Genomic DNA, 13,200 nt, shown 5'->3' with positions numbered 1-13,200 from the left:
GGCCACCATGGGAGCCACTGCGCCGGACTCGGCCGCCGATGAGCACGTCGGCAGCGCGATCCCGGGGGTGCGGCACGAGACCTTCACAGTCGGATTCCACCTGGCCTCACCCCCGAGCGCGGTGTTCGAGGCCTTCGCCGACGCTCAGGTCCGGCACCGCTGGTTCAAGCTGCCGGGCCGCCACGTGTCGTACCACCACGACTTCGCGGTGAACGGCGGAGAAACGGCGTCCAGCGTCTTCACGGTCCCAGGCGCACGCCCGGAACGGCTCGCGTACGAATCCCGGTACCTCGACATCACGCCGGACTCGAGGATCGTCTACGCGTACACGTCTCACGTGGACGACGTCCCGCGATGGACCTCGCTGGTGACCGTCGAACTGCACCCGGAAGCCAACGGCACCCACCTGCGGTGGACCGAGCAGGCAGCCTTCCTGACCCCTTCCGCGGAGCCGGACCACGACTTCCCCCACCTGCGCGGCGCCACCCGCCTGCGATTGACCGGACTCGAGGTGGCCTTGACGGCCGCGGGCCGCGAAGACGCCCGTCCGCAAGCGAGCGGCTGAACCCTCGGACGCATCCACGACGCGCTCGATCGGCGGCGCCTGTAGCCGCCCCTACGTTGACTGTGGAGTTGATGAACAAGGTGTTCGCCCTGACGTTCGGTCGTAGTTCCGCGGCGCCAGGGCTGGACGAGCAACACCTTATTGATCTTGTGATGGGTTCGTGCCGGAGACGGACGCAGGGTGTCCGCACTGCACTGCTGCACCGATGACCTGTTCGCCGCCAAAGGATTGATCGACGTCAATGTCAAACTCGCATACTCGCCGCGTGATCTTCACGCAGGCAGAGCTCGAATATCTGGCCGGGCAGCGCCTCGGTCGCCTGGCCACGGCTTCTCCGACCGGCCAAGTCCAGAACAACCCAGTGGGATTCTTCGTGGATGCCACCTCGGGCACGATCACCATCGGCGGGCACGCGCTGGGAGCGTCCAAGAAGTTCAGGAATGTCCAGCAGGGCAGCACCGTGTCGTTCGTCGTCGACGACCTGGCCTCGGTGGACCCGTGGGTGGTACGCGGCATCGAGATCCGAGGCTCGGCCGTGGCCCTGACCGACCACGAGCCGCCGGTGCCGTACTTCTCGCGGGAGATCATCACGATCACACCCACCAAGATCATCTCCTGGGGGATCGACGGACCACGATCGAGCCGCGAGGTGTGAAAGCTCGCGAAGACAAGGACCACCCGAGCGAGGGCCGCGCAGCGCGCCGGCGACTACCGGCCAGTTCAGCCGAAAACCGAGGCCGGTCGCTGACGGCGATTCTGAGGCGCGGACGTCGGCGTGTGCGGACTCGAACCGGTGGAGACCGCAGATCAGGCGGCGGCATCCAGTAGACGGTCGACCACCTGCCGCGCCATGGTCACGCTGTCGTCGTCGCCGAGGCGCAGGGCCAGGTTGACGGCATTCAGCACGGCACTGACCTGGAAGGCGGCCGCCTCGGGATCGATATCGGCGATCTCACCGGCGGCGACGGCTCGCCGGAACTGCGTCGCAAGAATCGTGACCCAGGCACGCTGTTGCTGCAGCAGCGCATCCCGGACCGGCCCGGGCCGGCTGTCGAATATCGGCAGGTTCGCGCCCCAGAAGCAACCGCCGGGGAACAGCGGCTGTACGGCATAGTCGATCCATCCGTCGACGAGGGCGCGGATGCGTGCGACGCCCGCGGGGGAGTCCCGGGCGGGCCGGACGACCGCGTCGACGAATGCCTCCTGTGCCGCTTCCACGGTCGCGAGCTGCAGTCTCTCCTTGGTTCGGAACAGGGTCTGGATGCCGGCCTTGCTGATGCCGAGATCTTCGGCCAGACGCCCGAAGCTGAGTCCGTCGAGTCCGTCCAGCGAGGCGATCTCGACCGCGCGTGCGGTCACGGCACGCCGTGACCGCACGCCGCGCAGTAGCCGCCGATCGGCGCTTTCGTCGGCCGTCTTGTGCCCAGATGTGACCATACGGCCGATCGTATGCCGCTTGGTCCGGCGCGCGAAAGCAGGTTGCAATATAAATACGGTCGACCGTATTCTTGATTGGCACTGCATTGGTGGAGATCGGCGGGTGTTGCCGAGACCGGTGCCGACAAGAAGGGATGCCTGATGGATGGCGTAGCGGCCAAGCGGACCGTGACCACGGACAAGACGACGACGCTACGGTCGGGCCGGGATCATTCGACGGCGATCGTGTGGGTCCTGTGCTCGGCCGCGTTCATGGCGATGCTCGACGTATTCGTCGTGAACGTCGCGTTCACGAAGATCGGTGAGTCCTATCGGGGTTCCTCGCTGGCAGATGTGAGTTGGGTCCTCAATGGATATGCGATCGTCTATGCGGCACTGCTGATTCCGGCGGGGCGCTTCTCGGACCGGTACGGGCGCAAGGCCGGATTCCTGGTTGGCCTCGGCATTTTCACGCTGGCGAGCCTGGCCTGCGCGGTGGCTCCGTCGCTGTGGGCGCTGGTGGCGTTCCGGGTCCTGCAGGCCGTCGGCGCCGCTGCCCTGACCCCGGCCAGCCTGGGGTTGCTCGTCACCGTGCTGCCGCCGGCGCGGGTGCCGGGCGCGGTGAAGATCTGGGCGACAACGAGTTCCTTCGCCGCGGCGTTCGGTCCGGTGGTAGGCGGGGCACTGGTCGAGGCTTCCTGGCGCTGGGTGTTCTTGATCAATCTGCCGGTGGGCGTGGTGGCCGGGGTCGCGGCCATGCGCCTGGTGCCGAATCTGCGTCAGCGGATACCGGCTCGGGTGCCCGACCTGCTCGGGGCGGCGCTGCTGATCGTGGCGATCGGGGCGCTGTCGCTGGGCCTGGTGAAGATCAGCGAATGGTCGTGGGCCAGTGCCGCGACATTCGGCGCACTGGCCGTCGCGGTGGTCGGAGTGGTCCTGTTCGTGGCGCGGATGATGCGGAATCCGGATCCGGTGGTGTCGCCCGCCCTGTTCCGGGTGCCGACGTTCGTGTGGGCCAATGCCACCGTGTTGGCGTTCTGCGCCGCGTTCGGGGCGTGGTTCCTCAGCATCGCCATGTGGCTGGAGAACGTGGCCCGCTTCAGCTCCATCGAAACCGGGCTCGCCATCGTCCCGGGACCGATCATGGTGCCGATCTTCGCCGCCGTCAGCCAGCGACTGATCAAGCGGATGCCGGTGGGGTTCGTTGTGGCCCTGGGGAATCTGCTGTTCGCCGGCGGCGTGGTGCTCGTGCTGACCACCGCTTCCACACCCGTGCAGTACGCCACCGAGGTGCTGCCGGGCTGGGCGATCTCCGGCGTCGGCATCGGCCTCGCTCTGCCCAGCATGATCGCCTCCGCCGTCGTCGATCTGCCGCCGGACCAGTCCGCCACCGGCAGTGCCGTGGTGAACACCGCCCGCCAGCTCGGCTACGTGCTGGGCGTCGCCGTTCTGATCGCCATCCTCGGATCGCTCGATGCCGCCGCCGACCGGATGCTGACCGCGTTCCAGCACGGCTGGTTGTTCATCGCCATCGTTGCCGCCGGCAGCGCGGCAACGGCATTCGGCATCACGCCCCGCACTCGTCAGTCGTAATCGGAACCGAAGCAGGTGAACATGCTGATACCGGCAATGACCGAACAGTCCGATCCGCTCTGCTTATCCGAGGTAACCGCCGCGGCATTGCTGTTCGATGCTCCGTGGAGACGATTCGGCGTGGTCGGCGACAGCTTGTCGGCCGGCGCCGGCGACCCCACACCCCGGTACACGAACAAGGGCTGGGCCGATCGGGTCGCGGATGTGCTGCAGCGGGTGTGCCCGGATGTGCAGTACCTCAACACCTCGGAGTTCGGGGTCACCACGGCCCGGACCGTGGCCCACCAACTCGACCGCATGGTCGAGTTCGGCCCGGACCTCCTGCACCTGCCGTGCGGCCCGAACGATATTCGGCGGCGCAATCCCGATTTCGACGAGATCGAGAAGACGATGCGGCGCATGTACGACCTCGCGGCCCGCACCCGCGCCCTGCTGACGACATTCACCCTGGGGAGGGCGTATGTCGTGCCGGCATTTCCGGACTGGCACGAACGAATTCGGGCCATGAACGACATCACGCGCCGCCTCGCTGCCGAATACGAGGCCGTCGTCGTCGACATGTGGAATCACCCGGTCAACGACCGGGAAAACCTTCTCAGCGAGGATCGAATCCACTTCTCGACATCGGGTCAAGCGGTGATGGCGACCGAGGTCGTCCAGCAACTGGCGTACGTGCTCTCGAGCTGGACGAGCGAATAGCGCAGATGTCCGGGTCGGCGCTAGGGATCTGACATCCCTGCGGTACCGCCGATGGGATACACGGGCCGATGTGTCGCGGCTGCCCTCGACTCCGTCTTCCGGCAAGCGAGCAGGATGCCGCTGTGACGTCGTGTTCGCCTTGCTCCGCGACAAAGCCCTTTCCTAGCCACAGGCCTCTCGGACCGCATCCGTTCAGGCGGTTGGGCAAACCCGTGGAGACTCCAGGCGGCTCGACGTGACGCCCTCGCGACTTTGGAAGCCCCGACTTGGGTGTCACGGTGGTCAGTACCGGCACTTCGCCGTGAGCAGGGTGTCCCAGTGTTGGTCGTGGGCGCGAACAGCCTGCCTGTGGCCAACGCCCTGCGGGACAGGCCCACGACTTCACTGGTGGCGGTATGCGGTGGTGACTCCGGTGGTGGCGTTCCATTCGATGTAGCCACCTCGGAAGTCGTTTCGGCGTCCGGCGAGCACCGGGTATTCGTCGCTGGTGGGGTAGCCCAGCCAGGACGTTTCCCAGCCGAGGGCGCTCCAGTGCTCCCGGATGGCTCCGTGGACGAGGTGGGCGTCGGTGGTGGGTGTCCAGTAGATGGAGGCGTTCTTGGTGAAGTGGTTGTAGCGGCCGACTCCGTCAGGTGTGCCCAGTTCGTCGGTGGCGGGGTAGCCGGCAGGGCCTGTTTCCCAGCCGCTGGCGGCCTACGGCGAACCCCTCACCACGGCCGGTGCTGTCGATCCGGACAACGTGCCGGACAACCAAACCGGGCAACTCGACTACGGCTGGCTTGGCCAGCACCAACGCCCCTACGAACACGCAGGAGCGTTGTCCCTCGTCCAGATGGGAGCCCGTCCCTACTCACCCCTGCTCGGCCGCTTCCTGTCCGTTGACCCCGTCGAAGGCGGCTCCGCCAACGACTACGACTACACCAACGCCAACCCCATCAACACCACTGACCTCGACGGCCGCTGCCCCCCGTGCGCGGCCGCGGCTGCGGCCGCAGGCGCCATCCCTGCCAGTGCCTTCATCGCTGTCGGCGCGATCGTCGTCGGCGCCTTCGGCTTAGCGATGGCGAGCCGACACCCCTTCGCAATGCCCGCAAGGTGGACCACCAACCGCCGCTCTCTCAGCTTCAAAGGCCGCTCCCATTGCAGTTTCCCTGGAAAGAAGAACGCATCGCTCCGGTTCTACCGGACGATGATGTGGACACAAGCGAGTACGGCTACATGTGCGCTATACATGTCTCGCCGGAGATAGCTGCCGAAACGGACCCAAAAATCGTGTTCTCCTGGCTGTACGCGAAAGGTTTGGAAGCACTTGAGCGCATAGGCGAGAAGACAAGACTAGGAAGTCCGCCGTACGGGTCCCATCTGACCCTCCCGTCGGAATTCGCGCCCGAACCTTGAGCAGTCAGGCTCGTTGCCCTTCCTCGGCTGGTGAAGAAAATCGCTAACCTGGACGACGAACAGAGAGCCGTTCTCGACCCAGTTGGGAAGATGCGTGGCGTTGATGCTTGGACTGTGGACATTGGTGCTGTTTCGGATGCGGTACCTCGGTCTGCCCGTGGCCGCGCGGAGTTCGTCGAGCAGAGGATCAGGGCAAGCGGCGTGCTGCCCAGAGAACAGGGAACCTGGGGGCAGTTCCGGATCAACTCGCATGGCTTGAGCTACCGATCCGTTGTGAAGAGCCTCAAGCTTCTGGAACGCTGGGCAAATTATCAGCTGTCCTGCGACGTCGTCGATGTGGGCCGCGCCAACCACGTGTACTGGATGACCATCGCGCCAAGTCGTCGACGGTGAGCCAATCGACGCTTCGCCCGAGCCCTGATCCGCACCACTCTGTCCCGCCTGTGCCGCCCCGGAGGCACGTTCTACTTCTCCAACATCGCGACCCCGAACCCCTACGCCGCCTTGATGACCCACATCGGCCGCTGGAATCTCGTCGAACGCACCCCCGCCGACATCGATGCCGACGTCCGTGCCGCCGCGCCGCCGGGAACCGTCGCCGGACTGGACATCACCGCCGATGCCACTGGTCTGACGCTGTTCGCGACGGTGCGGCGCGCTGACGAGCCGGGGTGATCCCGGCAGTCGGCTTGGTGTTCGTCGCCGCGCGGCCTCGATCGTCAGTCGAGGCCTTCGATGATGCGGAAGTCGCGCTCGAAGCCGTCGGGGAGTTCGGCCAGCGCCTCCTGGTAGGCCGCGCTCGCGCGTGCGGCGACCGCCTGTTCGAAGCTGTCGAACTCGATCAGGACGACGCGCTCGGCGATTCCGGCTTCGTGTGCGTCGACCCGGCTGCCGATGCTGGCGAGCACCCGCCCGCCCGCGGCCGCGACGGCTAGACCGGCCAGTTCGTTGTAGACATCAAGCCCCTCAGGGTCGGTGATGGTGGGGTAGACGCTGACCCAGTAGCCCTTGGGCATGGAACCTCCAGTGTTGGGATGAGCGCATCTGACTTACGGGTTGGTCTCGGACGAGCGTCGGCGGGCGAGGGCGAGGCTTGTCAGCGTCGTGATCGCCATGGCGCCGATGCCGACCAGCGCCGCGGTGGTGTAGGCGCTGTCGTCGGGGAAGAGGTGGCCGGGGCCGGTGCCGGTGGCGAGGATCAGGCCGCCGATGGCGCTGCCCAGGGAGTACCCGACGCTGCGGACGACGTAGTTGAAGCTCATGGCGCTCGACGTCTCGCTCTTGGGGGTGACGGCCAGGATGACGCCGGGCATGGCGGCCGAGAAGCTGCCGACGCCGAAGCCCAGCACGCCCATGGCCGCGAGCAGTTCGGCCAGGTTGGACCGGGCGGTGGCGAACAGGACGAACCCGCCGCCGACGATGGCGGCGCTGCCGGCGAGGAGCAGGGGGCCGTCGATCCGTTCGCGGACCCTCGGCGTGAGCTTGCCGGCGACGAACCCCAGCACGGAGAACGGGATGAGGACCAGTCCCGCCACGAAGGTGGTCAGTCCGAAGCCGTAGCCGGCGCTGTGCGGCGTCTGCGCGTAGCGGGTGATGAGCGTGAGCAGGAGGTACATGCCGCTCCCGCCGACGAACATGGCGATGTTCGCCCCGGCGACCGCCGGGTGCCGTACCGCCCGGACGTCGACCAGGGGCGTCGTGGTTCGCAGTTCGGAAACGGTCCAGACGCAGAGCAGGAGTACGGCGGCGACGGCAAGGGTCACCGCCACGGCGAGGTGTCGGCTCCACAGGCTCCTCTCGCCGGCCAGGAACAGGACGAGGAGCAGTCCACCCGCCAGGACGAGCGCACCGGCCACGTTCACGTGAGCGGAGCGGCCTTCGGGAGCTGCGGGCATGGAGCGCCACGCGGTCACGAAGGCGATGGCGGTGACGAGCAGGCCGAGGCCGTAGGCGGCCCGCAGTCCGCCGAACTCGGCGAGCAGCGCGGCCAGCGGGTAGCCGACGCCGGCTCCGATGATGGAGACCACCGAGATCAGGGCGATCGTGGCCGCGCTGCGCTCCTCGGGAAGATGGTCGCGGGCCACGCCCATCATCAGCGCCGTGAGACCGAGTCCGACGCCTTGGGCCGCTCTGCCCACGAGCAGCCAGGCGAACGGCAGCGGCAGCACGGTGAGCGCGCTGCCGGCGACGACGATCGCCAGCGTGGCGAGAATCGTGGCCCGCCGGTGCGGGCCGGCTCCGAGCCGGCCGAGGACGGGTGTGGCGACGGCGCCGCTGAGCAGGGCGATGGTCAGCGTCCACTGCGCGCTGTCGAGGGAGACGTGCAACGTGGTCGCCACGCTGGTGATGAGCGGCGCCCCGAGGCTGGCGACCGCCGCCACGACCAGGGCGATGAACATCAGGGCGGGGACCAGCAGACGTGCCTCGGAACGTAACAGAGCGGTGCTCATGGGCTGGTCATGAGCCTGGGCCGCGGTCACCGGTCCGACTCCTCTCGGGCGTGGCTTTCGAGCTCCGCCAGATGCAGCAGCGCCGGAAGGGCTGCTGCCAAGGCCTCGACCTCGTCACCGGTGAGTTCGTCGATCAACCGCGCGTACGCGTCGACGCCCGCCTGGCGTCGCGTCCGGACGTACGACGCGCCGGCCTCGGTCAGGCACACCAGCGTGACCCGCTTGTCGGACGGATCGCCCTTCCGCTCGACCAGCCCGGATTCCTCCATCACCCGGACCAGGACGGTCATCGCGGGCTGGGTGACGCCTTCGGCCACCGCCAGATCGGTGATCCGTCGCGGGCCGGTCTTGTCCAGGGTGGCCAAGGTGGCGGCGGACGTCAGGCTCATGTCGCGAGGAAGGCGTCTCACGGCCCTGGTGGCCAGACCGTAGAGGGCTGACCCGATGGCATCGGAAGCGCCGTGCGCGGCGTCTCGGCGACTCACGCCTGAAGCATAGCAGATTTATATGAATCCTTTATGCATCTCCGATCAGGGTTCGGCGATACTTGACCTACCACGGGCAGGTCCCGCGGACGAGTGCGTACCCAGGAGTGCGGCCGCCCGGACCGCACCCCACAGTCGGGACAGCATCGGGCCTGCTCATCGCGGGTGACCAGGGCCAGCATCGGAACGTCGTCGGCGCCGACCTCGACGCCGACCACCTCCACCCCGACCAAGCCGAACAGCCGCGTCGTATCGTTGGACAAGCCCGTGGCCCTTCACGTGATCCTTCAAGCGTCGCAACTCGAAGAATCACAGAGCGTCACGGGCGTTCTGCACCCGTCAAGACCCTGACAGCGGACCGTGCCCACCGGGCACGGTTAAGTTCGAAGACCCGCTATGGGCCGCTTGTGGTTGACCCAGTGTTCGGAATCCAATTCGCATGCGCGCTCGAACAGCGGGTCGTTACCAACGACGGTTCCCGGGACCTCAGGCGCCAACATGTCACTATCAGTGCACTGGCCGGCCATGTTGTTTCCTGGAATGCACTCCGTTGGATCGGCCTCATCCGCTAGGGCGTCGCCTGTCGATGAGCGCTCACCGGCCTGCGGACGATGGAATGTGGTGGGCTGCCTGAGGTGTGGCAACCCACCGCGGCCCGACTCTCACCGTGCCGGCTCTGACAACGCCGCCCCGGGTTGGCGACGTTGCCGGACGTGGCGGGTCAAGGCGCGGGCGCGGCGGGAAACGATGCCAAGGCGTCGGCGGAGCGTGTCGGCCGAGATCGCGCGCTGGTACGAGTTCCAATGCTCGGCGTCGAGCTGGCATGCCTGCTCGACCAACGGATCGTCGTCATTGCCATTCGATGTCTCCGGGCCCGCGTCCTCGCCGCAAGGGTGCTGATCAGCCGGTAGGCCGAAGCGGCTGTCGGGCTTCGATCGACATCCCGCCCATGGTCCGGCGGAAAGCAGAGACCGACGGTTGCTGTCGCTGGTGCTCGGGATTAGGGCGATTGCTGGCTCATCGAGCGAGTCCGCCCATGCCAGCAGGCCGAGCTCCCGCGGTGGAATGCCGGACAGTTGCAGGCACACGCGCTGTAGGTGCAGGTTCAATGGGCAGGGCCATCGAGGGAGTGGGAGTCACGCGTTGCATTTGGCTCATCGGGCCCGCGCCCGCCTTGCCCTGCGCTCCATCGCCAGCTGCACTCCGGCCTGGATCTTCAGATCAGGCGGACTGGGACTTGGTGTGATTGCTGCGAGTGCCCCCGGTGCGACTCGAACGCACACTGGACGGATTTTGAGTCGTACTGCGATTCGTGGGCTGACCAGCACGCAGGTCATCTGAATCTTGGACTCGTCCGCGTATTGGCCGTGAAGCGAGAACTGATCAGTGTTCAGCGGCTCGCAGGCCAGTCAATGAGGCTCGGGCCGCAAAGAAAGCGTGCAAATGACGGATCCTCGAGCGGCACAATCCAATAGATTCGGCCGAGCCTTCAGTTCGGTCAGCGGTCAACGCGGCGCTGGAGCTGCCCAGCTGTACGTCGACGAGGTCCGATCGTTCTTCCGGCAGGTGCGCTAGCGCAGCCAGGACCGCGCGGTCGGCTCCAGGCGGAGAGTCTCCGGGCTCGGTTCGGGACTGTGGTCCTGCACGGCGACGGTGACGGCCACGTCCTCATTCTCGCGGACCGGCAACGCCGGGAACGTGTTGGGCGCATGCTCGCTGCGCAAGGTCGCAACGACCTGGCTGCCCGTGACGTGGCGGTCGGACACGGTGACGGTGACTAGCTTCCCGGGCGTTTTCGGTCGCGTGAACGGCTCGCATGGCCGCAGCAACAGCACATCGTCGGAGTCGACCATGGTGGCGTTCGCGGCTTCCCGGTGCTCGGCCCAGACCGGCCCGTGGTAGAAGCCGGTCAGGCTGGCGTGGCGGGCCGCCATGTCGGCGAACCCGCGCAGCCACACAAACCGGTCCGGGTCGTCGAGGTCGCGGAATGTGCCGATGATCCGCATGCCGAGCGCTTCCTGCGGCTCGACGAGCTCACGCTCGAACAGCTCGATCAGCACGTCCCGCTGCCCCGGTTTCAGCGTGTACTGCCGCAGCTCGACCACGTCGCACCACACCTGCTCCGTCATGACCGCGACCGTAGCGGACCCTCCCGACAATTCCGGGCATCAACCGGCCAGGCGGGCGTCGAGCTGGCCGAGGTCCTCGAGGAATCAGACGTGCCACCCGCGGTTGGATTCACGGACCGGGACCATCAGCTGGGCGGTGTCGGAGACTGAGCGGTCAATGGTCAACGCTGAACCCGATCCACAACCTGGCTACCCTGCTGTGGCCCGACGAGGTCCGCGAGCCCGACTTCGGCTACCTCGCCGAGCAGGCTCCGCCACCTCGGGAAGACGAGCGGCGGATGGCTGAACAGCTGGTGATGTCGCTCTCCGCGGAGACCTTCGACCCCAGCGGCTACCAGGGCCGCTCACGCGAATCAGCCGAAATGCTGGTCAGGCTGGATTCTCGGTGCTCATTCGTGGTGCCCCCGGTGCGACTCGAACGCACACTGGACGGATTTTGAGTGGTTCCGCGATTGTTGATCTGACCAGCACGTACGCCGTCTGAATCGTGGTCTTGTCCGCGCATTGGCCGTAGAGCACGCCTCCTGCTGGCGTGCGTGTCGACTTGCACGCCGTCGTGGCCAGGTCCAGTGAGGAGCTGGGCGGCGCCTGTAGCGTTGAACGGTATGAAGCTCGCAACGACTGCCGCTGAAACCGCCGAGTCGTTCATCAAACCGCTTGGGCGCCGATGGTCGCACGTCCAAGCCGTAGCGGGACGCGCGCACGAGTTGCGCGCAGCAGTCGCCCCCGAGGACGAGGAGACCCTTTTGGCCGCGGCCTGGCTCCACGACATCGGGTACGCCCCGGAGATTGGCCACACACGGTTCCATCCCCTTGACGGCGCTCGATTCCTGCGTGAGCAGCAGTGGCCTGAACAGGTGGTGAACCTCGTCGCGCATCACTCCGGTGCCCGATTCGAAGCCGCCGAGCGTGGTTTGTCCGAGGAACTGGCCGAGTTTCCGTTCGAGGATTCGCCGCTGCTCGACGCGCTAGTGGCGGCGGACCTGACCACGGGGCCTGCCGGCGAGCGATTCACGTACGACGAACGCATGGACGAGATCCTCAGTCGGTACTCGCCGGGTGACCCGGTGCATCGGACGTGGACGAAGGCCCGACCGGTGATCGCTGAAGCAGTTCAGCGTGTGGAGCGTCGACTCGCCGAGGCTTAGCCTAGGTAGGGCTCAGCTCGCGAGGAGTCGAGGGCGTGGTCGATGCGGAGTCGCATCGATGGATGGATATTGAGCGTGTCGAGGTCCGCTGGGGGCACCCAGCGGACCTCTTTGGTCTCACTGCCGTCTTCCCGGGGCTCGCCGCCGATCCACCGGCATTCGAAGCACAGGGAGAATTGCTGTCGGACCTCACCATCGTCGTAGGCCATGACGTGGTTGGGGTTGGTGTATGTGCCAACCAGGCGGGTGACCGTGACGTCTAGGCCGGTCTCTTCCTGAACTTCGCGCACCACGGTCTCGGTGAGGTACTCGCCAGCATCGTGTCCACCGCCCGGAAGAGCCCAGAGGTCGTTGTCGACCTTGTGGATGAGCAGGATGTCGCCACCGTCGTTCCGTATCGCCGCTGTCACGGACGGGACCACGGAATTCGCCGCCGGGGCCACCGGGTCGTTGAAGTAGTCAATGCGGGCCACGTGGCGCCTCCTCAGGTCGGTTCGGGCAGGGCCTGCTCCCACACCCGGTCGTACGAACGCATGTAGTTGTCCCATATCAGCCCGCTGGGCAGCTGGCGGAGGTGCAGGACGGGGTTTTGGCCGGCCAGAGCGCCGAATGCGTGCCCATTGACCAACAGTTGGTCGTCGAAGCGGTACAGCGAGTTGTAGAGGATCGTTCCGTGCGTCCGGACCTCAACGGTCGACAGATCTGCAATCTCCGAGAGATAACGGCGCATCATCTGGATCCGCCCCTGCAAACCGCCAGTTGTGCCCTCCTCCATGGCCCGTTGTGTTACCGCAGTTGACGTCTCGTCTCCGACTAAGAACCTGAACTTGACGCCTTGGCTGGCTTTCTGTTGCACCACCGGCAGGATGTTGTGCTGCTCGACTAGGAACTGCCCTGAGAACACCAGCACGTCCATCTGGTGCTCGACGCTCGCGATCAGCTCCGTCCAGAGGGAGAAGGGAACAGCAGATCGCGATGGGTATAGGTGCACTAACTCGGTTTCGGTGTTCGGCTTGGTGTGCAGGCTTTCCGCCAGGGAGGGCCAGAGGTGGACTTCATCAACGCCAACGAGTTTCGAGATGTCCCGGCGATTCGCCCGGTGGGGAATCCTTCCGTCAGCGGTGATCCAGCGACCAGCGGTCTTGGGGTCGACGCCCAGCTTTTCCGCCACATTTTCGATCGTGAGACCAGCAGCGCGGATTGCCGCGCGTAGACGCTCGTTCGGCATTCGCACCCCGCTGGGACGTTTCTGGGACGGGTCGGGACGTTTCCGGACGCTATCGCGATCACAGGACGTCTGCAAGTGACCATGAAAGA

17 protein-coding genes are annotated in these 13,200 nt (G+C 66.4%); 9 read left to right on the top strand and 8 right to left on the bottom strand.

Annotated elements, in window-relative coordinates; all coding sequences use genetic code 11:
• The first annotated feature begins 7 nt into the window (after nt 1-7).
• Complete coding sequence (locus AB0H93_RS40395; protein WP_358581296.1) at nt 8-565, top strand: SRPBCC domain-containing protein; 558 nt, start codon at nt 8-10, stop codon at nt 563-565.
• Nucleotides 566-833: 268 nt separating this feature from the next.
• Complete coding sequence (locus tag AB0H93_RS40390) at nt 834-1,220, top strand: PPOX class F420-dependent oxidoreductase (RefSeq protein WP_358581339.1); 387 nt, start codon at nt 834-836, stop codon at nt 1,218-1,220.
• A 152-nt stretch (nt 1,221-1,372) separates the two neighbouring features.
• On the opposite strand, the gene AB0H93_RS40385 is transcribed toward AB0H93_RS40390, so the two are convergent.
• Nucleotides 1,373-2,002 carry a TetR/AcrR family transcriptional regulator gene (locus tag AB0H93_RS40385; protein WP_358581293.1) on the bottom strand — a complete coding sequence of 210 codons (630 nt, stop codon included), beginning with the start codon at nt 2,000-2,002 and terminating at the stop codon, nt 1,373-1,375.
• 141 nt (nt 2,003-2,143) lie between these two features.
• Between AB0H93_RS40385 and AB0H93_RS40380 the strand changes: the two genes are divergently transcribed.
• Both AB0H93_RS40380 and AB0H93_RS40375 read left to right on the top strand, forming a co-directional pair.
• Nucleotides 2,144-3,574: an MFS transporter gene (locus AB0H93_RS40380; protein WP_358581291.1), complete on the top strand. Its 1,431-nt coding sequence runs from the start codon at nt 2,144-2,146 to the stop codon at nt 3,572-3,574.
• Nucleotides 3,575-3,610: 36 nt separating this feature from the next.
• On the top strand, nt 3,611-4,273 hold the full coding sequence (locus AB0H93_RS40375; RefSeq protein ID WP_358581289.1) for an SGNH/GDSL hydrolase family protein: 663 nt from the start codon (nt 3,611-3,613) through the stop codon (nt 4,271-4,273).
• 381 nt (nt 4,274-4,654) lie between these two features.
• Here AB0H93_RS40375 and AB0H93_RS40370 read toward each other — a convergent pair whose 3' ends face one another.
• Nucleotides 4,655-4,915: a hypothetical protein gene (locus AB0H93_RS40370; protein WP_358581337.1), complete on the bottom strand. Its 261-nt coding sequence runs from the start codon at nt 4,913-4,915 to the stop codon at nt 4,655-4,657.
• Nucleotides 4,916-5,012: 97 nt separating this feature from the next.
• On the opposite strand from AB0H93_RS40370, the gene AB0H93_RS40365 reads away from it, so the two are divergent.
• The 3 genes from AB0H93_RS40365 (at nt 5,013) to AB0H93_RS40355 (ending at nt 6,346) form a co-directional block, all read left to right on the top strand.
• A complete protein-coding gene (locus AB0H93_RS40365) occupies nt 5,013-5,522 on the top strand; it encodes an RHS repeat-associated core domain-containing protein (protein ID WP_358581287.1) in 510 nt (169 codons plus the stop codon).
• A 179-nt stretch (nt 5,523-5,701) separates the two neighbouring features.
• Entirely contained in the window at nt 5,702-6,064 is a 363-nt protein-coding gene (locus tag AB0H93_RS40360; protein WP_358581285.1) for a hypothetical protein, read from the top strand.
• Nucleotides 6,065-6,178: 114 nt separating this feature from the next.
• Entirely contained in the window at nt 6,179-6,346 is a 168-nt protein-coding gene (locus AB0H93_RS40355; protein ID WP_358581282.1) for a hypothetical protein, read from the top strand.
• A gap of 44 nt (nt 6,347-6,390) precedes the next feature.
• Here AB0H93_RS40355 and AB0H93_RS40350 read toward each other — a convergent pair whose 3' ends face one another.
• The 4 genes from AB0H93_RS40350 to AB0H93_RS40335 form a co-directional block, all read right to left on the bottom strand.
• A complete protein-coding gene (locus tag AB0H93_RS40350; protein WP_358581280.1) occupies nt 6,391-6,687 on the bottom strand; it encodes a DUF1330 domain-containing protein in 297 nt (98 codons plus the stop codon).
• 33 nt (nt 6,688-6,720) lie between these two features.
• Nucleotides 6,721-8,121, bottom strand: coding sequence for an MFS transporter (locus AB0H93_RS40345; protein ID WP_358581277.1), 1,401 nt, complete (start codon nt 8,119-8,121; stop codon nt 6,721-6,723).
• A gap of 26 nt (nt 8,122-8,147) precedes the next feature.
• Nucleotides 8,148-8,510 carry a MarR family transcriptional regulator gene (locus AB0H93_RS40340; RefSeq protein ID WP_020131559.1) on the bottom strand — a complete coding sequence of 121 codons (363 nt, stop codon included), beginning with the start codon at nt 8,508-8,510 and terminating at the stop codon, nt 8,148-8,150.
• A 1,667-nt stretch (nt 8,511-10,177) separates the two neighbouring features.
• Nucleotides 10,178-10,735, bottom strand: a complete 558-nt coding sequence (locus AB0H93_RS40335) for an NIPSNAP family protein (RefSeq protein WP_358581275.1) — start codon at nt 10,733-10,735, stop codon at nt 10,178-10,180.
• A 278-nt stretch (nt 10,736-11,013) separates the two neighbouring features.
• Here AB0H93_RS40335 and AB0H93_RS40330 point away from each other — a divergent pair, with 278 nt between their 5' ends.
• Nucleotides 11,014-11,175 (top strand): hypothetical protein, encoded by a 162-nt coding sequence (locus AB0H93_RS40330; protein WP_358581273.1) that lies wholly within the window; start codon nt 11,014-11,016, stop codon nt 11,173-11,175.
• A gap of 165 nt (nt 11,176-11,340) precedes the next feature.
• Nucleotides 11,341-11,883, top strand: a complete 543-nt coding sequence (locus AB0H93_RS40325) for an HD domain-containing protein (protein ID WP_358581271.1) — start codon at nt 11,341-11,343, stop codon at nt 11,881-11,883.
• On the opposite strand, the gene AB0H93_RS40320 is transcribed toward AB0H93_RS40325, so the two are convergent.
• Together AB0H93_RS40320 and AB0H93_RS40315 are read right to left on the bottom strand one after the other, a co-directional pair.
• Entirely contained in the window at nt 11,880-12,356 is a 477-nt protein-coding gene (locus tag AB0H93_RS40320; RefSeq protein ID WP_358581269.1) for an NUDIX domain-containing protein, read from the bottom strand. The two genes, AB0H93_RS40325 and AB0H93_RS40320, sit on opposite strands and share 4 nt — an antisense overlap.
• A gap of 11 nt (nt 12,357-12,367) precedes the next feature.
• The gene (locus AB0H93_RS40315; protein ID WP_358581266.1) at nt 12,368-13,111 is read right to left on the bottom strand and encodes a helix-turn-helix transcriptional regulator; all 744 of its coding nucleotides are present in this window, start codon (nt 13,109-13,111) and stop codon (nt 12,368-12,370) included.
• Nucleotides 13,112-13,200 lie beyond the last annotated feature (89 nt).

Source organism: Saccharopolyspora sp. NPDC050642, from assembly GCF_040654735.1.
Lineage (GTDB): Bacteria > Actinomycetota > Actinomycetes > Mycobacteriales > Pseudonocardiaceae > Saccharopolyspora > Saccharopolyspora elongata.
The sequence above is the reverse complement of the archived record's forward strand: the minus strand, read 5'-3'. Positions and strand labels throughout refer to the sequence as shown.